The sequence below is a fragment of the Lysobacter korlensis genome (genome assembly GCF_042434515.1).
Genome location: NZ_JBHLTG010000001.1, coordinates 349,955 through 369,960, shown reverse-complemented (window position 1 = coordinate 369,960; position 20,006 = coordinate 349,955). Strand labels below are relative to the sequence as shown.

The following is a 20,006-nucleotide window of genomic DNA, read 5'->3' as shown; positions in this document are numbered from 1 at the left end:
GCCGGCAGTTTAACCGGCCGCACTCCCGTGGCTGCGGCGGAGCAGTGCGAGCACGGTCTCGAACGGCTGCGGCCGGCCCAGCAGGTAGCCCTGCAGCTCGTCGCAGCCGCGCGCCTGCAGCCAGGCGAGCTGCTGCTCGGTCTCGATACCTTCTGCGACGGTGCGGATGTCGAGTGAATGCGCCAGCCCGATGATCGACTGGCAGATCGCCGCGTCGTCGTCGTCGACGCCGAGGTCCTGCACGAACGAGCGGTCGATCTTGAGCCGGTCGATCGGGAAACGCTTGAGGTAGGCCAGGCTCGAATAACCGGTGCCGAAGTCGTCGACCGAGAAGCTCACGCCGAGCGCGGCGAGCCGCTGCATCAGCTCGATCGCACGCGTCGGGCTTTCCATGATCACGCTTTCGGTCAGTTCGATCTCGAGCACGCCGTGTGGCAGCGTGAACTCCTGCAGCGTCGACTCGATGTCGGTGAACAGCTCGTCGGTGAACTGCGCGGCCGACACGTTGACTGCGATGCGCAGCTCGCCGAGGCCGGCCTCGACCAGCAGCGCGTAATGGCGCGCGGCCTCGCGCAGGATGCGCCGGCCGAGCTCGACGATCAGCCCGCTTTCCTCGCAGATGCCGATGAACTCGCCCGGCAGCAGCAGGCCGCGGGTGGGATGCTGCCACCGCACCAGCGCCTCGAGCGCGACCGGGCGGCCGTCCGGCGCGAACAGCGGCTGGAACGCGAGTACGAACTCGCGCCGCTCGAGCGCGTCGCGCAGCTGGTTCAGCAGTTGCAGCCGGTGCGCGACGCTCGCATCGAACTCCTCGCGGTACGGCATCGCGCGGTTACGGCCGTGGCGCTTGGCCTGGTACATCGCGAGGTCCGCGTGGCGCAGCAGCGTTTCCGGGTCCTCGCCGTCCTGCGGATAGGCGCAGTAGCCGATGCTCGCGGTCAGCGTGTGCGAGACCTCGCCCAGTGCGATCGGCTGCGCCAGCGCCGCGCTGATGCGGCGGATCACCTCGAGCGTGCCGTTCGCTGAGGACTGCTCGGTCAGCACCGCGACGAACTCGTCGCCACCGAAGCGGCTCACGGTGTCGGTGTCGCGCACCACCCCTTCCAGCCGCCGAGCGACCTCGCGCAGCGCGGCGTCGCCGGCGGTGTGGCCGAGGCTGTCGTTGACGAGCTTGAAGTCGTCGAGATCGATGAACACGACCGTCGTACCGCGGCCGTAGCGTTGCGAGCCGAGGATCGCCTGCTGCAGGCGGTCATCGAGCAGCAACCGGTTCGGCAGCCCGGTCAGCTCGTCGTGGGTGGCGCGGTGCGCGAGCTGCTCTTCGTAGCGCTGGCGCTCGCTGACGTCGTTGAACACGCCAAGGAAATGGGTGAGCGTGCCGCGCTCGTTGCGGACCGGCGCGATCTGGAAATCGTTCCAGAACAGAGTGCCGTCCTTGCGGTAGTTGCGCACCAGCACGCGGGCCTCGCGCGCCTCGAGCAACGCCTGGCGTATGGCGTCGATGCCGGGTTGATCCCGATCATCGCCCTGCAGGAAGCGACAGTTGCGGCCGAGCATCTCCGATGCGCTGTAACCGGTCATCGCCTCGGCGGCCCGGTTCACGTAGACGATCGGCAGGTCCGGCTCACGCGCGTCGGCGATCACCACACCGTTGTACGCGGCCTCGACCGCGCGGCGCAGCAGCCGCAGGTCGGCCTCGGAGCGGCGCTGCTCGGTGACGTCGAGCAGGCCACCGACCATGCGCACCGCGCGGCCTTCGCTGTTGCGAGAAAACAGTCCGCGCTCGAGCACCTGCGCGTAGCGGCCGTCGCTGCGGCGCAGGCGGTACTCGGCGGTCCACTCGTCGGCCTCGGGCGATTCGAGCGCGGCGGCGAAGCTGGCGCTGGTCCACACCGCGTCGTCCGGGTGCAGCAGCTCGGCCCAGGCGTCGAGCGTGGGCGACAGGGTTTCCGCGCTGTAGCCGAACAGCGCGTAGAACGATTCGCCCCACCACAGGCGCCCGTGCTCGATGTCGTAGTCGTAGACCGCGTCGCTGGTGGCGCGCGCAATCAGGCGGAAGCGCTGCTCGTTGCGTTCGCGCTCGGTCACGTCCTGCGCGGCGACCAGGCGCGCCGGGCGCCCGCAGAATTCGATGTCGTGCGGATAGATCGCCGTGCGCACGCGGCGGCCGTCCTTGCGCAGGTGAGTCCAGACCCGGCCCTGCGGCCGCTCGGCGCTTTCCCAGCGCACCGCCGCGCGCACGGCCTCGGCCTCGTCAGGCGGGTGCATGAACTCCAGCGACTGCGCGAGCAGCTCCTCGCGCGCATAGCCGTAGTGCCGCAGCATCGCGTCGTTGACCGCGAGAAAGCGCAGCGTTTCGCGGTCGAACACCCACATCGGCAGCGGGTTGTGCTCGAACAGGAAGCGGTACTGGGCCTCGGCACGCGCGAGCCGCGCGTCCGCGTCCGCCAGGTCGGTGACGTCCTTCATGACGCCGAAGACGTGCAGCTGGCCGCCGTCGCGGTACACCTCGCCACCGGACAGCATGGAGCGCACCGAGCCGTCCGGGCGCACGATGCGCAGCTTGTGCTCCGTCAGCGGCCCGCCGGCCAGCAGCGCGTCGGTCGACGTTCGCGCGAGCTCGGCATCGTCCGGGTGGATCGCGCCGAACGCGCGTTCGATGCTGATGCCGCCGGCCGGGTCGATGCCGTAGAGGCGATAGCAGTTTTCCGACCACCACAGCGCGCCGGTCTCGACGTTCCAGTCGTATTCGCCGATGCCGGCCAGGCGCTCGGCGTGACGCAGCCGCGTGTTCGCCGATTCGAGTTCCGCCAGCCGGCCGGTCAGCGCCGCCTCGCGCGCGCGGCCCTGGCGGGCGCCGCGGCGGTACGCGTAGAGCGCGATCGCCACGATCGCGAGTACGCCGACCAGCACCGCTAGACCGAACTCTATTGCCTGCACATGCCCTCCCCCTGATGGTTGCATGATGCTCCCGCAGGCCCATGCAGCGCGACGCCGATGCGGCGCGGCGCGGCAGCGCCTGCTCGAGCCGACTCTATCCGACCGGCAGCGAAACGTGGTGTCGATTTCGTGCGGCAGCGCCCGTATGCGCTGTCCAACGCGCCGTGCGCGGCGCGGTCATGCATGCGGCCGGGCTCCCCAGCGGCCGTGTTGCAGGGCCGGCAGCAGCGTTTCGAACGGCTGCGGCTTTCCCCAGAGATAGCCCTGCAGCTCCTCGCAGCCGCGCTCGCGCAGCCAGTCGCGCTGCTGCTCGGTTTCCACACCTTCGGCGACCGTGTGCAGGTCGAGTGCGCGCGCGAGACTGATGATCGACTGGCAGATCGCGGCGTCGCTGGCGTCCTGGCCGAGGTCCTGTACGAACGAGCGGTCGATCTTCAGCCGCTGGATCGGGAAGCGTTTCAGGTAGGCCAGGCTCGAATAACCGGTGCCGAAGTCGTCGATCGAAAAGCTCACGCCCAGGCCGGCCAGCCGCTGCATCAGCTCGATCGCGTGCGCCGGGCTGTCCATGATCACCCGCTCGGTCAGCTCGAGGTCGAGGCCGCCGTCGGCGAGCGGGCGGCCATGCAGGGCCTGCGCGACATCGTCGTAGAGGTCATCGGTGAACTGGGCGGCGGAAACATTGACCGCGATGCGGATGTGGCCGAAGCCCGCCGCGGCCAGGCGGCGCTGGCACCACACCGCATCGCGCAGGATGCGGCGCCCGAGCTCGACGATGAGCCCGCTGTCTTCGCAGACCGCGATGAATTCCGCCGGCAGCAGCAGCCCGCGTGCGGGATGGCGCCAGCGCACCAGTGCTTCGAGCGCGGCGATCTCCCCATCGGCCGCGACCTGCGGCTGGAACGCGAGTTCGAACTCGTCGCGCTCGAGCGCGTCACGCAGCTGGTGGATCAGCTGCAGCCGTCGCGACAGCGTGGCGTCGAACGCGGGCCGATAGGCCACCGCGCGGTTGCGACCGCGCCGCTTGGCCTCGTACATCGCCTGGTCGGCGCGGCGCAGCAGCGTGGAGGCGTCGTGGCCGTCACCCGGATAGACGCAGTAGCCGGTGCTCGCGCTCAGCAGGTGGCGCACGTCGCCGAGCTGCATCGGGGCGACGAGCGCGCGCATCAGGCGGGCGACGAGCTCGGCCGGCTGCTCGGCGCCGCCGGTGGCACCGAGCACGGCGACGAACTCGTCGCCACCGAAGCGACCGACCGTATCGGCCTCGCGCACCGCGGCCTGCAGGCGGCGGCCGACCTCGCGCAGCAGCAGGTCGCCGGCGCCGTGGCCCAAGCTGTCGTTGACGAGCTTGAAATCGTCGAGGTCGATGAACACCACGACGACGCACTCGCCGGCGCGGTCGGCCGCGAGCAGTGTCTGCTGCAGCCGGTCCTCGAGCAGGACGCGGTTCGGCAGGCCGGTCAGCGTGTCGTGGGTCGCGCGGTGCGCCAGCCGGTCCTCGAACTGCTGGCGGTCGCTGACATCGTTGAGCACGCCGACGAAATGGGTCAGCGCGCCGGTTTCGTCGCGCACGGGCGCAAGGTACATCTCGTTCCAGAACAGCGTGCCGTCCTTGCGGTAGTTGCGCAGCAACGCGCGCACCTCGCGTTCGCCGGCGAGCGCGTCCCGGATCGCGGCATTGCCCGGCTGGTCGCGATCGTCGCCCTGCAGCACGCGTGGGTTGCGCCCGAGGATTTCGTCGGGGGCATAGCCGGTCATGCGTTCGAATGCGGGATTCGCGTACACCACCGGATGATCGGGCGCGCATGCATCGGTGATCAGCAGGCCGTTGTCGGCCGCGTCGACCGCGCGCTGCAGCAGTCGCAGCATCGACTCATACCGGCGCGTATCGGTCACGTCGAGCATGCCGCCGACCATGCGCACGGCGGCGCCATCGGAATCACGCTGGATCATTCCGCGCGTCAGTACCTGCACGTACTCGCCACGCGCATGCAGAAAGCGGTACTCCGCTCGCCACTCCCCCGATGTCGACGCCAGCGCCTTTTCGAAGCTCGCGGTCACGCGATCGATGTCATCGGGGTGTACCAGCGCCTGCCAGGTGGCCCGGCTGATGTGCAGCGCATCGGGCTCGTAGCCGAACAGCGCGTACAGCGAATCGCTCCACCACAGCTCGCCATGGCGCAGGTCCAGGTCGAACACCGCGTCGCTGGTCGCGCGCGCGATCAGCCGGAAGCGTTCCTCACTGCGCTCGCGCTCGGTGACGTCCTGCACCGCGACCAGACGTGCCGGTCGACCCTCGAACTCGATGTCATGCGTGAACACCGCCATCCGCCGCCGCGATCGGTCCTTGAGCAGGTGCGTCCAGACGCGCCCCTGCGGCTGCTGCGAGCTCGCGCGTGCGGCGGCCTGCTTCGCCGCGGCGGCCTCCTCGGGCGGCCGGATCATCGAAAGCGACTGACCGATCAGCTCCTCTCGCGAGTAACCGTACTGCGTAAGCGCGGCTTCGTTGACCGCGAGGAACGTCAGCTGCTCGCGGTCGTAGAGCCACATCGGGATCGGATTGTGGTCGAACAGGAACTGGTAGTTGGCCTGTGCATCGAGCAGTCGCCGGCGCGCGTCCTCGAGCTCGGTCACGTCCTTCATTACGCCGAACACATGGCGCTCGCCGTTTTCGACGTACGCCTCACCCGAGGACAGCATGTGGCGCACCGAGCCGTCCGGCTGGACGATGCGCAGTTCGATCTCGGTCGGGCGGCCGCCCTTGAGCACCGCTTCGGTCACGCGTTGCGCGGTGTCGCGGTCATCGGGATGGATCGCATCGAACGCGCGCTCGATGCGGATGCCATCGTCCGGGTCGAGCCCGTAGATGCGATAGCAGTTCTGCGACCACCACAGCGTGCCCGTGTCGACGTTCCAGACGTACTGGCCGATGCCAGCCAGGCGCTCGGCATGCTGCAGCCGCGCGTTGCTCGCGCGCAGCTGCGCCAGTTCCTGCGCAAGTGCCCGTGTCGTGCGTCCTCCACACTGCGCGCCGAGGTGGTACGCGGCCATCGCTAGCGCAAGTGCGGGAAGCAGTCCCGGGGTCGTCCGATCCTGTCCTTGCATGGGCCTGCCCATCGGTTGTGCGGCCGCCCCCATCATCCGCAATGGCCCGTCATGGCAACGTGCTTCTACGCCGCCACGCTTACACTCGGGAGTTTCACCGTCGCAACAATTGCCGATGACCCGACGCTGGACCGCCCCCGCCCTTGCCCTCGCCACGGTGCTCGCCTGCATGACCCCGACGCCCGATGCCGCCGCTGCCACTCCGCCCCCGCCCGAACGCCGCCTCACGCTCGAGGCGATCACGGGCGACGTGTCGCTGTCGGGCCCGAGCCTGCTCAAGCCGAAGATCGCGCCCGACGGCAGCCGCGTGACATTCCTGCGCGGCAAGCCCGACGACAAGAACCGGCTCGACCTGTGGGCCTACGACATCGCCACCGGCCGCAGCGCGATGCTCGTCGATTCCAACGACGTGCTGCCGGGCGTGGAAGTGCTCAGCGACGAGGAAAAAGCGCGTCGTGAGCGCCAGCGTATCGCCGCGCTGAGCGGCATCGTCGATTACCAGTGGGCGCCGGATGCGAAGTCGCTGCTGTTCCCGCTCGGCGGCGAGCTCTACCTCTACGACCTGTCGAAGTCCGGCAAGGACGCGGTGCGCAAGCTCACCAACGGCGAAGGCTTTGCGACCGACCCGAAGCTGTCGCCGAAGGGCGGCTTCGTCAGCTTCATCCGCGATCGCAACCTATGGGTGATCGATCTCGCCAACGGCAAGCAGATCCAGCTGACCTCGGACGGCAGCGACGTGATCGCCAACGGCGTGGCCGAGTTCGTTGCCGACGAGGAAATGGACCGCCACACCGGCTACTGGTGGGCGCCCGACGACTCGGCGATCGCGTTCGCGCGCATCGATGAATCCAAGGTGCCGGTGCAGAGGCGCCACGAGGTCTACCCCGACCGCACCGAGGTGATCGAGCAGCGCTACCCGGCGGCCGGCGATCCGAACGTGGCGATCCAGCTCGGCGTGATCGCGCCGAAAGCCGGCGCAAAGCCGCGCTGGGTCGACCTTGGCAAGAACCCCGACATCTACCTCGCGCGCGTGGACTGGCGCGACCCGCAGCGACTGACGTTCCAGCGCCAGTCGCGCGACCAGAAAAAGCTCGAGCTCATCGAAACCGAACTCGCCAGCGGCCGCCAGCGCACGCTGGTGACCGAGACCTCGAAGACCTGGGTGCCGCTGCACAACGACCTGCGCTTCCTGAAGGACGGGCGGCTGCTGTGGAACAGCGAACGCAGCGGCTTCGAGCACCTGTACCTGGTCGACTCGTCCGGCAACGCGACCGCGCTGACCTCGGGCAACTGGCCGGTCGATGGCGTGCTCGCGGTCGACGAGGCGGCGGGCCAGGTTTACTTCGCAGCCGGCAAGGATTCACCGCTCGACACGCAGGTCTACCGCGTGCCGCTGGCCGGCGGTGCGATCGAGCGCGTCTCGCGCGAGGACGGCATGCATGCGGCGAGCTTCGCGGGCAATGCAAGCGTCTACGTCGACAGCTGGTCGGGGCCGGGCACGCCGCCGCAGCTCACCCTGCACCGCAACGACGGCACGAAGATCGCCGCGCTGGTCGAAAACGACCTCGCCGATGCCAAGCACCCGTACGCGCCGTTCCGCGCCGCGCACCTGCCGGTCGAGTTCGGCACGCTGACCGCGGCCGACGGCAAGACGCCGCTGCATTACAGCCTGATCAAGCCCGCCGGGTTCGATCCGTCCAAAAAGTATCCGGTCGTCGTGTACGTCTACGGCGGGCCGGCCGCGCAGACGGTCTCGCGCAGCTGGCCGGGGCGCGGCGATCACTGGTTCAACCAGTACCTCGCGCAGAACGGCTACGTGGTGTTCTCACTCGACAACCGCGGCACTCCGCGGCGCGGGGCCGAATTCGGTGGCGCGCTGTACGGGCGTCAGGGCACGGTCGAGGTCCAGGACCAGAAGCGCGGCGTCGAATGGCTGCGCACGCAGCCGTGGGTCGATGGCGAACGCATCGGCGTGCATGGCTGGTCGAACGGCGGCTACATGACGCTGATGCTGCTCGCGCAGGCACCCGATGCGTACGCCTGTGGCGTGGCCGGCGCGCCGGTCAGCGACTGGGCGCTGTACGACACCCATTACACCGAGCGCTACATGAACCTGCCGGCGGCAAACGTCGAGGGTTACCGCAAGGCGCGCGTGCTCGAGCACATCGACGGCCTGGTCGGCCCCGACGCACCAAAGCTGCTGCTGGTCCACGGCATGGCCGACGACAACGTGTTGTTTTCGAACGCGACGGCGGTGATGAGCGCGTTGCAGCAGCGCGGCCAGCCGTTCGAGCTGATGACCTACCCGGGCGCGAAGCACGGGCTCAAGGGCGCCGATCTGCTGCACCGGCTGCGCGTGACCGAGGACTTCTTCGCGCGCTGCCTGAAGCCGTAATGCGGATCTGCACCGGCGGCCTGCAGCGGGCCGCTGGAAGGGCGCGCGTTGAGTTGAGTTGAGTTGAGTTGAGTTGAGTTACGTGGCGCTGGGGCGATGCGGGCGTGCTGGCGGTACCGGGTTGGCGCTGTGGGTACGCCGTTCACCGGTCCGCCGGTCCGCCGGTCCGCCGGCCCACTGCCACCGGGCCGGGCCTAGACCAGCATCGGCACGAACGAACCGTCGCACGACCAAAACGAGCGGCGCACTACGTTCGCCGCCTCGATATCGGCGGCCACGCAGTCTGCTGCGGCCGCTCGATTGACCGCGCGAGGCGCGATGCCGCAGCCGTGACGTTCGACGCATGGCGGCGCCCGCGTCCGCGGTGATGCTGACCCGATTCCCTCCGGAGGTTGCCATGCTCAAGCCGCTCGCCCTCGCCGTCACGCTGGCGCTGCTCAGCCCGCTTCCCGCGTTCGCCCAAGCCGCCGCGCCGGCCGCGAAGGCCGCGCCCGCCACACCGGCACCGGCCGCGAAACCGGCCCCGGCCTGGGTGAAGCAGAGCAACGAGTACGCGCAGATCCTGCTCGATGCGCAGGCACCGTTCACGCCCGAGCAGATGTCGTTCTTCGGCGTGCCCGGCTTCGACACCCACGTGTTCGATTTCCGGCCCGGCCACGCCGAACGTTTCCGCGCGGCGACCGCGAAGGCCCGCGACGAGCTCGTCGCCAAGGCCAAGACCGAGCGCGATCCGAACGTGCAGCAGGACCTGGCGATCCTGATCCAGGCCGCGAACGACGCGATCGAGGCCAGTGAGATCAACGAGCGGCTGACGCTGCCGTGGATGGATGTCGGCCAGACGGTGTTCCAGGGCATCAAGGGCCTGCTCAGCGAACAGGTGCCAGCTGAGCGCCGTCGCAACGCGGTCGAGCGCCTGCGCCGCTACGCCGGCCTGACCGCGGACACGCAGCCGCTCGCGACGCTCGCGCGCGAGCGCTATGCCGAAGCTGCAGGCGACCCCAAGCGCCTGCAGCCGACGAAGATCGAAGTCGAACAATCACTCGCGAACCTGCCGACCTACCTCAAGGGTCTGGAGGAGCTGTTCGCGAAGTACGGCCTGGCTGCCGAGGCCAAGCCCGCGCTAGCCGCGCTGCGGACGCAGCTCGGGCAATACGCGGACTGGTCGCGCACGACTGTGCTGCCGAGTGCGCGCACGAACTACGAACTGCCGCCGGAGCTGTATGCGCTGCAGCTCAAGAACGTCGGCATCGATGTGGATCCGCTGGTGCTGGTCGACCGGGCACGCGTCGGTTACATGGAAACCCGCTCGGCGATGCAGCAGCTCGCGCCGCTGGTTGCGAAGGAAAAGGGCCTGAAGGACACCGAATACGTCGCGGTGATGCGCGCGCTCAAGCGCGAAACGCTGCCCGACGACAAGCTCGAATCGCATTACCGCGAGGTCGTGATGCCGGCGCTCGAGGAAAAGATCCGCGAGCACGACGTGGTCACGCTGCCGCAGCGGCCGATGCAGATGCGCCTGGGCACCGCGGCCGAGAGCGCCGCGCAGCCGGCGCCGCATTTCCTACCCGCGCCGCTGATCGGCAACACCGGCCAGCAGGGCACGTTCGTGCTGCCGCTCGGCAACCCGAACGCCGGCCTCGACGGGGCCTACGACGACTTCAACTTCCCGGCCGTTGCATGGACACTGAGTGCGCACGAAGGCCGCCCGGGCCACGAGCTGCAGTTCACCGCGATGGTCGAGCGCGGCATCTCGCTGGCGCGCACGCTGTACGCGTTCAACTCGGTCAACGTCGAAGGCTGGGCGCTGTATGCCGAAGCCGAGATGGTGCCGTACGAGCCGCTCGAGGGTCAGCTGTTCGCGCTGCAGTTCCGCCTGCTGCGCGCCGCGCGCGCGATGCTCGACCCGATGCTCAACCTCGGGCTGATCGATCGCGAGACCGCGTTCAAGGTGCTGACCGAGGAGGTCGGGCTGTCGAAGGCGATGGCGCGCCAGGAAGTCGACCGCTACACCGTGCGCTCGCCCGGGCAAGCCGGCAGCTACTTCTACGGCTGCTCGAAGATCCTCGCGCTGCGCGCGGAAACCGAGCTCGCGCTCGGCGACAAATTCGACCGGAAGGCGTTCAACGATTTCCTGCTCGATCAGGGCCTGCTGCCACCGGACCTGCTGGCCCGGGCCGTGCGCGAGCAGTTCATCCCGGCGCAGAAAGCAAAGCGCTGACACCGGTGAGGACGTGGCGACCTGCTGTCGCCACGTCCATTCGCTCCGGGCAGCCGGGCCGCGGCGCGGCGTTGCGCCGCTGCCCGCTATCCCGAGCCGCGGTCAGCCCTGGCTGGACAGCTGCAGGTTGGTCGACAGATCGTTGACGAGAAAGCCGACCCAGCCCAGATAGTTCGAGTGGATGTACGTCTTGCCGCGCTTTTGCCGGTAGTCGAGGTTGCTGCTGTCGACGTAGGCAAAGCGCACCTGCGACGCGTCGTAGGTGACGCGGATGCGCGCGACGTGGTCGCGCAGGTTCAGCGTGGACTCGACCTGGCCGGGCTGCTCGGCAGTGACCGACCAGCCGCGCGCGAGCAGCGCACGCTTGATGTCCTTGGCGACCTGCTCGGACGAGAGCCCCGTCGGGATCGCGACCGGATCGGGATCGACGAGTTCGGCGCTGCGTGCATGCACGGCACCGGCAAATGCGAACAGCGAAAGTACAGCGAGCAACACCCGCAACATCGGCATCGTTGGTTCCCCTTTTCCCTGGTTGTCCCCGAATGATTGGCGTCCGTGCCGGGCGATGCCGCGGTCAGCCGGCGCGGCCGGTCACGTGACGCGCGCCAGCATACGCTGGTGCCCGATCAGCCGTGCCCAGCGCGTGCCGAGGTCGCTCCAGCACACATAGGCGGCCTCGCCTGCGAGGCGGGCGACCATGCGCGGGCCGAGCTGGAGTCTGGGCTCGGCGGCGCAGAGCTCGACGTCGAAACCGAGCTGGCGTGCGAACAGGGCGCAACGCGCCAGGTGATACCGACTGCTGAGCAGGGTGACGCGGCGGCGCATGCCGTCGACGTAGAGCGTGTCACCGAGCAGGCCGCGCGCATTGCGCAGGTTCTGCAACGTATCGCGCGAGGCCGCTTCGAGCTGCAGCGGTGCATCGGCCGCGATGCCGCGCGCGATCAGCTCGGCACGTGCGACCTCGGCCTCGCTGGGCTCACCCTGCGCGCCACCGCCGAGCAGCACGACGTGCGCGGGCGGACGGGACTGCCAGAGCGACACCGCACGGTCCAGGCGCGCTTCGAAGTCGCGGTCGATGCGGCCCTGCGGGGCGTGCTTGCCGAACAGCAGCACGCACTCGCCGCGCTCGGGCAGGCAGGGCGCGCGACGCGCCGTGCGCCAGACGTGCAGCAGGTAGCCGACGTAGACCAGCCCCGCGGTCAGCACGCACGCAGCGATCGCAACGATGCCCGAGTGCAGCACATCGAGATCGCCGAACAGGCGCATGCGGTGGGTGGCGCGGGTCGTCATCGACGCAGAGGCAGTGGAACCGGGCTCGAGTTTACGGCCGCCGCGGCGGTGCGAAATGCGCCGGCGGTCACGACGGTGCATGCGGCGCGGTCACGGACGCATAAGCCGTTGCGGACTCAAGGTCGAGCGACGAGCCCGCACCGCGGCTCTGGAGCGGGCGCGCCCGGCGCTGTGCTGTTCCGGTTCTGCACTCCTCTGCGGCTCCAGCTGCGGCCCTTTCGCGGCTTGCTCCAGTCCCGCTTTCCCCACCGCCACCGCTGTCTCGTTCAGCCTCGGCGCGTGCGCCGCGGGGCCGCGCGACAGGCGCTGGCTATACTGCCGACCCGCTGTTCCGGAGCCTCGCGTGACCCTGCTGCCGCCGTTGCCCGCGCTGACGCCGATCGCGCCGCTTGCCGTGCGCGCATACACGGCCACCACCGCGCTCGGGCGGGGACGTGAGGCGCAGCTCGACGGGCTGCGCTCGCGCCGCAGCGGCCTGCGCCGCAACGACCTGGGTCCCGATACCGACGGCGCGCCGCTGCCGTGCTGGATCGGCCGCGTCGACGGGCTCGACGACCTCGCGCTGCCGGCCGAACTGGCGAAGTGGGACTGCCGCAACAACCGCCTCGCGTGGCTCGCGCTGCAGCAGGACGGCATCACCGAGGCGCTGGACGCACTTGTCGCCCGCCACGGCGCCGAGCGCGTCGCGATCGTCGTCGGCACCTCGACCTCGAGCATCGGCGAAACCGAAGACGCGTATGCCGGCCTCGAAGGCGATGGCGACGCGGCCGCGTTCTCGGTGCGCATGGCGCGGCCGAACGTGCATACCGTGCATTCCCTCGGCGGCTTCCTGCAGCACGTGACCGGCCTGCGCGGGCCGTGCATTACGGTCGCGACCGCCTGTTCGTCGAGCGCGAAAGTCTTCGCGCAGGCCTCGCGCCTGATCGAGACCGGCATCGTCGATGCCGCGCTGGTCGGCGGCGTCGACACGCTCTGCGGCAGCGTGCTGTACGGCTTCAATTCGCTGCAGCTGGTTGCATCCGAACCCTGCCGCCCGTTCGACGCCACCCGCGTCGGGTTGTCGCTCGGCGAGGCCGGTGGTTTTGCGGTGCTCGAACGCGCCGCTGGCGAAACCGGTGAACTGCAGCTGCGCGGCTATGGTGAATCCAGCGACGCGCACCACATGTCGGCGCCGCACCCCGAAGGCCTCGGCGCGCAGCTTGCGATGCGCGAAGCGCTCGCGCGCGCGGGCATCGCGGCGGGCGACGTCGGCTACCTGAACCTGCACGGCACTGCGACGCCGGCAAACGATCGCGTCGAAGCGATCGCGGTCGCGGCGCTGTTTCCGGACACGCTGCATGCGAGCTCGACGAAGGCATTCACCGGCCACACGCTCGGCGCGGCCGGCATCGTCGAGTCGGTGTTCGCGCTGCTCGCGCTCGCACACGGCGAGCTGCCCGGCACGCTCGGCAGTTCGCAGCCGGACCCGGCCTGTGGGCCGCAGATCCGTTTCGGCAATGCGCGCAGTGATTCGTTGCGCTATGCGATGAACAACTCGTTCGGCTTCGGCGGCAACAACTGCTCGCTGGTGTTCGCGCGTGCATGAGCAGGCGCCGCATGCATCGCGCGCACATCGTGCGCGTCCGCCCTTTTTCGATGCCGCTGCCGGCGGCCTTTGCGCGGACGATCTGAACGCATGACCGTGCTGTGCGCCTCGCTCGAAGGCATCGGTTTCTGGACACGCGGCCTGCCCGGCTGGGACGCGGCGCGCGCATTCGTGCGCGACGGCGTGCGCCCGGGCGAGGCGCCGTCGCGCCCGTCGCCGCAGCTGCTGGCGCCGAACGAGCGCCGCCGCGCGCCGGATACGGTCGCGGTCGCGCTCGACGTCGCGCTGTCGGCCTGCACCATGGCCGGCCGTGATCCGGCCACGCTGCCGTCGGTGTTCGCCTCGACCCATGGCGACCTGACGATCACCGATTACATCTGTTCGACGCTCGCGACCGCGCCGGCGACGGTCTCGCCGATCCGCTTCCACAACTCGGTGCACAACGCCGCGGCCGGCTACTGGACAATCGGCGCCGGCGCGATGTGCGCGGCGACGGCGATCAGCGCGTTCGATGCGAGTTTCGCGCAGGGCCTGCTCGATGCGATGGTGCAGCTCGCGACCGGCGCCGACGCCGTGCTGCTGGTCGGCTTCGACGGCGCATCGGCCGGCCCGCTCGCGCAGGTCTCGCGCAGCGAAGGCCTGCTCGGCGGCGCACTGGTGCTTTCGCGCACCGGGCGCCCGGGCGCGCCCGCGCTGCGGGCGTGGCTGGAGGACGGTGAAGCCGATGTTGGCGGCGCGCTTGCTACGGTGGCGGGCGGCAATGCAATGGCTCCGATGTTGCCGCTGTTCGAGGCGCTCGCGGGCGGGGAACCACGAACCCGGCTGAAGGCCGGTCCGGGGCGGGTGCTGCAGGTGGAGGTGGTCGATGTCTGAAACGGTTCAACAGCCGGTGGCGCAGCATTCGCAGACCGGGCGCGCAGTCGTACGGCTTGATTCGCACAATGTCGCCGTCGTGATTCCCGCGCTCAACGAGGAGCTGCGCATCCGCGGCGTCGTCGAGGACGCACTGGCGCATTGCCCGAACGTGATCGTCATCGATGACGGCTCGACCGATGGCACCTGCGAGCAGATCAAGGACCTGCCGGTAATCCTGCTGCGCCACGAGCGCCGCATGGGCAAGGGCGCCAGTCTGCGCGACGGCTTTGCCGAGGCGCTGCGGCGCGGCTTTGCCGCGGTGCTGACGATGGACGGCGACGGCCAGCACGCCGGCAGCGACCTGCCGCGGTTGATCGATGCGGCCAACCGCTACCCGGGCTATATCGTGATCGGCGCACGGCTGCGCAAGCGCTCGCTGCAGCCGACCCACCGCCGGCTCGCGAACGAGTTCGGCGACTGGGGCATCGCCTGGGGCTGCGGCTTCCAGATCGCGGACACGCAGAGCGGCCAGCGCCTGTATCCGGCCGCGGTCGCCGCGCTCGGCGATGTGCCGGGCGAGGACTTCGTCTACGAGGCGCAGATCCTGATCTCCGCCGCGCGCAAGCTCGGCGTGCGCTGCGTATCGGTGCCGATCGAATCGCGCTACCAGTGCAGCGACTCGCCGCAGCAGTTCCGCAAGAGCCATTTCCATCCGCTGCGCGATCTGTGGCGCATCACCTCGCACGTGGTGATGCAGGTGCTGCGCGAAGGCGGCATGCTGGCCATCTACCGCCGCGTCCGCGCCCACCCGCCGGTGATCGACGATCCCAGCGGCGAGTTCACGCGCGTGCCGAGCACGCAGGTCCACGCGCGCTCGCCGTGAGCACGGACACCGCCTCGCGGGCCGACGTCGTCATTCTCGGCGGCGGCCTGGCCGGGCTGACGCTCGCACTGCAGCTGCGCCAGCAGGACGGCGCGCTGCGCATCGTCGTGCTCGAACGGCACCGTCATCCGGTGCGCGAGGCCGCGTTCAAGGTTGGCGAATCGACCGTCGAGATCGGTGCGCACTACCTCGCCGACGTGCTCGGCCTGCAGACGCACCTGGACAGCGAGCACATCCGCAAGTTCGGTTTCCGGTTCTTCTTCAGCGAAGGCCGCGAGGACATCGACCGCTGCACCGAGATCGGCGTCAGCCGCATCCTGGCCACGCCGTCGTGGCAGATCGACCGCGGCCGGCTGGAGAACTACCTCGGCGGTCTCGTGCGCGAGCGCGGCATCGATTTCATCGACGGCGCAATCGTGCGCGGGCTCGATGCTGCCAGCGGCGATGCGGACCACGGCGTGCGCTACGAGCGCGACGGCCAGTCGCATGCGCTGGCCACGCGCTGGCTGGTCGATTCGAGCGGGCGCGCGGGACTGGTCAAGCGCAAGCTCGGGCTGGCGCAGCCGAACGCGCACGATGCGAACGCAGCCTGGTGGCGCGTCGACGGCCATCTTGATCCGAACGACTGGTCCGGCGACGCGGCCTGGCATGCCCGCTGCACGCCGCCGGACCGCTGGCGTTCGACGAACCACCTCTGCGGCCCGGGCTACTGGGTGTGGATGATTCCGCTGTCGTCCGGCGCGCATTCGATCGGCATCGTCTGCGATGCGGGCATGCACCCGCTGGAGACGATGAACACGCACGCGAAAGCGATGGCGTGGCTGCAGCAGCACCAGCCGCGGCTGGCACGCGCGCTCGCCGCGCCGGAGCATGGGCTGCAGGATTTCATGTTCCTGCGCCATTTCTCCTACGGCTGCGCGCAGCTGTTCTCGCGCGAGCGCTGGGCGCTGACCGGCGAGGCCGGGTTGTTCCTCGATCCGTTCTATTCGCCGGGCAGCGATTTCATCGCGCTCAGCAATACCTACATCTGCGATTTGATCGCGCGCGACCGCGCCGGCACGCCGTTTGCGCCGTATGCGTCGATGTACGAGCAGCTGTACGTGTCGTTCTACGAAAACACGCTGAGCCTGTACCAGGATCAGTACGCATTGTTCGGCGATGCGCAGGTCATGCCGCTGAAAGTGATCTGGGACTACACGTTCTACTGGGCGTTGCTCGCGCCGCTGTATTTCGATCAGCGCCAGTGCGACCTCGCGGTGCTGGGCCGGCTGCGCGATGAGTTCACGCTCGCAAGCGCGCTGAACCGCGAGATGCAGCCGCTGCTGCGTGCCTGGGGCGAATGCAACCGCGCGGAGCGGCCGGCGACTTCGCAGCTCGACGGTCGCATGCTCGACCAGTACCGCATCGGCTGGTTCAACGAGCTCAACCGCGCGTTGAACGACCGGCTCGACGAGGCCGCATTCGTCGAGCGCATCCGTGCCAACGTGCAGCTGATGCGCAGGCTTGCGCGCGAACTGCTCGAACATGCGCGCGCACAGCACCCGGGCCTCGATACTGCGCCGCTTGCTGCGGTGCTGGGCACGGATGCCGACGCCGAGGCGACCGCGCCGCTGCTGTCGCCCGAGTGGTATGCGCTGCCGCAGCGCGAAGTGGCCGCCGAGCTGGCCTGAGCGCCTTCGTGCGACGGCGGATGCCGTCGCGGGTTTACCCGAGATCGGTCAGGGCTCGATCACGTGAATCGCGATGCCGGCCGCGCGTCGCTGTGCGGTCGGCACGCCTGCGCCGACCGACACCCCGCCGCTGCGTCCGAACGAGCCGCCACCGACGCCGAGGCTGACCGGCGAGCCGACGGTGTCGACACCGAGCAGCAGCACGCCGTTCGCGCCAAGCGCCGCGGCCTCACGCACGAGGCGGTCGATCGCCGCGTTCGTCTGCCCCTGCGTGCCGAAGCCGACCGCGCTCGACGAATCGAGCCGCGCAATCTCCTCGTAGCGTCGCGGCGGCGCCTGGTAGACCTGCACCTGCTGCGGCGAAATCGCCGGGCGCGCGGCGCCGAGCATGACTTTCTGGGTGCTGGCACAGGCACTCAGGCCCACCGCCAGCAACGTCGCCAGTATCGCGTTTCGCATATCGAGCCTGCTGCATCGCCTGGAGGCTTCGAGGCTGGCACGGCGATGCTGTACGCAACGTGGAGGGCCAGCGCTTGCGAATGCTCGAGCTGGATGCCAAATTCCGCGCCTCCTGACCACATGGACTACACGGATGAACAGAAGGATCCTGACGGCAACGCTCGCACTCGGGCTGCTGGTTGCAACGCAGTCGCATGCGAACGAGCCGGTCGATAACGCGGCCGTGGTCGAAATGGTCAAGCTCGGGCTCGACGAGGGCGTGATCGCGGCGAAGATCGAAAGCTCGCGCACGCGCTTCGACACCAGCCCGAAGGCACTCGGCGAGCTCAAGAAGGCCGGCGTGCCGGCCAGCCTCGTACAGAAGATGGTGCAGGCCGGCACCGCGTCGTCGGGCCCGGTCGCGCGCACCAGCGACTCCAGCCGCCAGAGCCTGGCCTGGCGCAACGCCACCGGCGAAGAAGTCAACATCAGCCCGGTGCGCGTCACCGCCGAGGTGTCCAACCGCCGCCGCTGGATCCCGGTCGCCGGCGCGTTCCTGAACTCCGAGACGTTCATGACCGTGCAGGGTTCGAAGGCGCGCGTGCGCACTGACGGCCAGCCGTCGTTCGTCACCAGCGTCGATCCGCTGAAGGTGCGCCTGCTGCACATGGCCGACAACAAGGATGGCGGCCGCTATGTCGTGTTCGACGGCAACAGCAGCGATCGCGAGATCAACGTCGTCAGCGAGGAGCTCGGCGGTGGCCATTACCTGATCAAGCCCGAAAAGCCACTGCAGGCCGGCCAGGAATACGCGTTCATCGTCTCGCCCGAGCTGCCGTCGGGCATGGGCTTCTGGGCGTATTTCATGCAGCCGGGCATCGCCGCAGTCGCGTACGACTTCGGGGTGCAGTAACAGAGTTGGAGCCGAGCGGTCAGCGGAATGAGCGGCTTCGGAGGCGCTCATTCCGACTGATCGCTTTGCAAAAGCGCTGTGCTTCGACAGCGTGCTTCGACAGCGGTACTCGTGCGACTCCCAACTCTTTCAGGGAACAGAACAATGCGCTACAAGCTGCTGACGGTTGCCTTGGTCGCAATGGTGGCGACCGGCTGCTCGATCACTCGCGAGGTCAGACCGGTATCGACCGTCGCGAGCGAAAGGGAGATCTGCCTTATCGAAGACCCCGCCGTCCGAGAAGGCTTCTTGCAAACGTACCGTCGGGAACTGGAGGCGCGCGGCTTTACGGTCCGCATGCTTCCAAAAGGCAGCGCAGTCGACTCTTGCAGGCTGACGAGCACCTATACCGGGCGCTGGTCATGGGACCTCGCGATCTACTTGAATTACGCCGAGATCGTCGTGTACCGCGACGGCGCGGAGGCCGGCAAGGCTCTCTACGACGGCCGAGCTGGTGGCGGTCGCCTCGACAAGTTTGGAAGCGGCGAAAAGCGCATCGCCGGGCTGGTAAACGAGCTGTTCCAATAACGCCGATGATTGCTGTGCATGGTCGTTGAGCCCTGCCCCGGAAGCTTGTTCAAGGCTTCGGGTCGGCCGCCGGAAGGACACGCCTCGCGAGTGCCGCAGGCATCGCAGGGCGCGAGGTGGACGTCCCGGCCCGCCGCTTGGCGGCGGGCGTTCGCGGACGCGCGGTGGTCCACCGGACGATCGCAAGCGCGTCAGCCATTGCCGCATGTGAGCTGGACGTCCCGGCCCGCCGCTTGGCGGCGGGCGTTCGCGAGGGCGCGATGGTCTACCGGACCATCGCAAGCGCGTCAGGCATCGCAGGGTGTGGGGTGTACGCCCCGGCCCGCCGCGGGGCGGCGGGCGTTCGCGGCCGCGCGATGGTCCACCGGACCATCGCAAGCGCGGCCGCTCACCCCATCCCTCCATTGATTCCGATCACCTGGCCGTTGATGTAGCCGGCGTCGTCGGAGCACAGAAAACCCACCAGCGCGGCGACTTCCTCGGGGCGGCCGGCACGCGCGGCGGGGACGATCTGCTTGATCGCCTCGGGCGGGAACGCTTCGCTCGCCATGCGGCCTTCGATCACGCCGGGGGCGACGACGTTGACCGTGATGCCACGCGCGGCCATCTCACGCGCGAGCGACTTGCTCGCGCCGTGCAGCGCCGCCTTCGCCGCGGCGTAGTTGCTCTGGCCCCGATTGCCGAGCACCGCCGCAACCGATGACACGCTGACGATGCGGCCCCAGCGCGTGCGCGCCATCGGCAGCAGCAGCGGCTGGGTGACGTGGAAGAAGCCGTGCAGCGACACGTCGATCACGCGCTTCCACTGCACCTGGCTCATGCCGGCCATCGGCGCGTCGTCGTGGATGCCCGCATTGTTGACGACGACCTGGATCGGTCCGGCTTCAAGCAACGACTCGACCGCATGACGCGCCGCGTCCGCGTCAGCGACGTCGAACGCGATCGCCTCGGCGCTGCCATCGGCGCTGCGGATCGTGTCGACGACCTGCACGGCGCGTGCAAGGTTGCCGTTCGCATGCACGATCACGTGCAGGCCGGCGGCGGCCAGGCGCATGCAGATCGCGCTGCCGAGATCGCCACTGCCGCCGGTGACGAGGGCGCGGCGCAAGGTCGGTGAAGTCATGGCGGTGTCCGTCTGAATCGAAACCGC

Annotated in this window: 14 protein-coding genes; 8 read left to right on the top strand and 6 right to left on the bottom strand. The window is 69.2% G+C overall.

Going from position 1 to position 20,006, the window contains the following annotated elements:
- Nucleotides 1-9: 9 nt before the first annotated feature.
- Together ACFFGH_RS01610 and ACFFGH_RS01605 are read right to left on the bottom strand one after the other, a co-directional pair.
- Nucleotides 10-2,940 (bottom strand): sensor domain-containing protein, encoded by a 2,931-nt coding sequence (locus tag ACFFGH_RS01610; protein WP_386664246.1) that lies wholly within the window; start codon nucleotides 2,938-2,940, stop codon nucleotides 10-12.
- 177 nt (nucleotides 2,941-3,117) lie between these two features.
- The gene (locus tag ACFFGH_RS01605) at nucleotides 3,118-6,213 is read right to left on the bottom strand and encodes a sensor domain-containing protein (protein ID WP_386664245.1); all 3,096 of its coding nucleotides are present in this window, start codon (nucleotides 6,211-6,213) and stop codon (nucleotides 3,118-3,120) included.
- Between ACFFGH_RS01605 and ACFFGH_RS01600 the strand changes: the two genes are divergently transcribed.
- Together ACFFGH_RS01600 and ACFFGH_RS01595 are read left to right on the top strand one after the other, a co-directional pair.
- The gene (locus ACFFGH_RS01600; RefSeq protein ID WP_386667288.1) at nucleotides 6,212-8,437 is read left to right on the top strand and encodes a dipeptidyl aminopeptidase 4; all 2,226 of its coding nucleotides are present in this window, start codon (nucleotides 6,212-6,214) and stop codon (nucleotides 8,435-8,437) included. The two genes, ACFFGH_RS01605 and ACFFGH_RS01600, sit on opposite strands and share 2 nt — an antisense overlap.
- 343 nt (nucleotides 8,438-8,780) lie before the next feature.
- A complete protein-coding gene (locus ACFFGH_RS01595; RefSeq protein WP_386664243.1) occupies nucleotides 8,781-10,655 on the top strand; it encodes a DUF885 domain-containing protein in 1,875 nt (624 codons plus the stop codon).
- Between the two features lie 102 nt (nucleotides 10,656-10,757).
- Here the strand turns inward: ACFFGH_RS01595 and ACFFGH_RS01590 are convergent, their stop codons facing one another.
- A complete protein-coding gene (locus ACFFGH_RS01590) occupies nucleotides 10,758-11,165 on the bottom strand; it encodes a hypothetical protein (protein WP_386664241.1) in 408 nt (135 codons plus the stop codon).
- Nucleotides 11,166-11,246: 81 nt separating this feature from the next.
- On the bottom strand, nucleotides 11,247-11,945 hold the full coding sequence (locus ACFFGH_RS01585; protein ID WP_386664239.1) for a YdcF family protein: 699 nt from the start codon (nucleotides 11,943-11,945) through the stop codon (nucleotides 11,247-11,249).
- 379 nt (nucleotides 11,946-12,324) lie between these two features.
- Here ACFFGH_RS01585 and ACFFGH_RS01580 point away from each other — a divergent pair, with 379 nt between their 5' ends.
- The 4 genes from ACFFGH_RS01580 to ACFFGH_RS01565 all read left to right on the top strand — a co-directional run bounded on the left by ACFFGH_RS01580 (nucleotide 12,325) and on the right by ACFFGH_RS01565 (nucleotide 16,938).
- On the top strand, nucleotides 12,325-13,530 hold the full coding sequence (locus ACFFGH_RS01580; protein ID WP_386667286.1) for a beta-ketoacyl-[acyl-carrier-protein] synthase family protein: 1,206 nt from the start codon (nucleotides 12,325-12,327) through the stop codon (nucleotides 13,528-13,530).
- Between the two features lie 96 nt (nucleotides 13,531-13,626).
- On the top strand, nucleotides 13,627-14,403 hold the full coding sequence (locus tag ACFFGH_RS01575; RefSeq protein ID WP_386667284.1) for a beta-ketoacyl synthase chain length factor: 777 nt from the start codon (nucleotides 13,627-13,629) through the stop codon (nucleotides 14,401-14,403).
- On the top strand, nucleotides 14,396-15,268 hold the full coding sequence (locus tag ACFFGH_RS01570) for a glycosyltransferase family 2 protein (RefSeq protein WP_386664237.1): 873 nt from the start codon (nucleotides 14,396-14,398) through the stop codon (nucleotides 15,266-15,268). Before ACFFGH_RS01575 ends, ACFFGH_RS01570 begins: the two co-directional genes overlap by 8 nt.
- Complete coding sequence (locus ACFFGH_RS01565; protein ID WP_386664235.1) at nucleotides 15,265-16,938, top strand: NAD(P)/FAD-dependent oxidoreductase; 1,674 nt, start codon at nucleotides 15,265-15,267, stop codon at nucleotides 16,936-16,938. Before ACFFGH_RS01570 ends, ACFFGH_RS01565 begins: the two co-directional genes overlap by 4 nt.
- Nucleotides 16,939-16,986: 48 nt before the next feature.
- Here ACFFGH_RS01565 and ACFFGH_RS01560 read toward each other — a convergent pair whose 3' ends face one another.
- On the bottom strand, nucleotides 16,987-17,397 hold the full coding sequence (locus tag ACFFGH_RS01560; RefSeq protein ID WP_386664234.1) for a hypothetical protein: 411 nt from the start codon (nucleotides 17,395-17,397) through the stop codon (nucleotides 16,987-16,989).
- A 133-nt stretch (nucleotides 17,398-17,530) separates the two neighbouring features.
- Here ACFFGH_RS01560 and ACFFGH_RS01555 point away from each other — a divergent pair, with 133 nt between their 5' ends.
- Together ACFFGH_RS01555 and ACFFGH_RS01550 are read left to right on the top strand one after the other, a co-directional pair.
- Nucleotides 17,531-18,289 (top strand): hypothetical protein, encoded by a 759-nt coding sequence (locus tag ACFFGH_RS01555; RefSeq protein ID WP_386664233.1) that lies wholly within the window; start codon nucleotides 17,531-17,533, stop codon nucleotides 18,287-18,289.
- Between the two features lie 144 nt (nucleotides 18,290-18,433).
- On the top strand, nucleotides 18,434-18,856 hold the full coding sequence (locus ACFFGH_RS01550) for an Sbal_3080 family lipoprotein (protein WP_386664231.1): 423 nt from the start codon (nucleotides 18,434-18,436) through the stop codon (nucleotides 18,854-18,856).
- Between the two features lie 388 nt (nucleotides 18,857-19,244).
- Here the strand turns inward: ACFFGH_RS01550 and fabG are convergent, their stop codons facing one another.
- Nucleotides 19,245-19,979, bottom strand: a complete 735-nt coding sequence (gene fabG / locus ACFFGH_RS01545) for a 3-oxoacyl-ACP reductase FabG (RefSeq protein WP_386664229.1) — start codon at nucleotides 19,977-19,979, stop codon at nucleotides 19,245-19,247.
- Nucleotides 19,980-20,006: the final 27 nt, after the last annotated feature.

Coding starts and splice junctions, on each gene's coding strand:
- ACFFGH_RS01600 (WP_386667288.1), top strand. CDS start 6,212: ATGACCCCGACGCCCGATGCCGCCGCTGCCACTCCGCCCCCGCCCGAA.
- ACFFGH_RS01605 (WP_386664245.1), bottom strand. CDS start 6,213: ATGCAGGCGAGCACCGTGGCGAGGGCAAGGGCGGGGGCGGTCCAGCGT.
- ACFFGH_RS01595 (WP_386664243.1), top strand. CDS start 8,781: ATGGCGGCGCCCGCGTCCGCGGTGATGCTGACCCGATTCCCTCCGGAG.
- ACFFGH_RS01590 (WP_386664241.1), bottom strand. CDS start 11,165: ATGCCGATGTTGCGGGTGTTGCTCGCTGTACTTTCGCTGTTCGCATTT.
- ACFFGH_RS01585 (WP_386664239.1), bottom strand. CDS start 11,945: ATGACGACCCGCGCCACCCACCGCATGCGCCTGTTCGGCGATCTCGAT.
- ACFFGH_RS01570 (WP_386664237.1), top strand. CDS start 14,396: ATGTCTGAAACGGTTCAACAGCCGGTGGCGCAGCATTCGCAGACCGGG.
- ACFFGH_RS01560 (WP_386664234.1), bottom strand. CDS start 17,397: ATGCGAAACGCGATACTGGCGACGTTGCTGGCGGTGGGCCTGAGTGCC.
- ACFFGH_RS01555 (WP_386664233.1), top strand. CDS start 17,531: ATGAACAGAAGGATCCTGACGGCAACGCTCGCACTCGGGCTGCTGGTT.
- ACFFGH_RS01550 (WP_386664231.1), top strand. CDS start 18,434: ATGCGCTACAAGCTGCTGACGGTTGCCTTGGTCGCAATGGTGGCGACC.
- fabG (WP_386664229.1), bottom strand. CDS start 19,979: ATGACTTCACCGACCTTGCGCCGCGCCCTCGTCACCGGCGGCAGTGGC.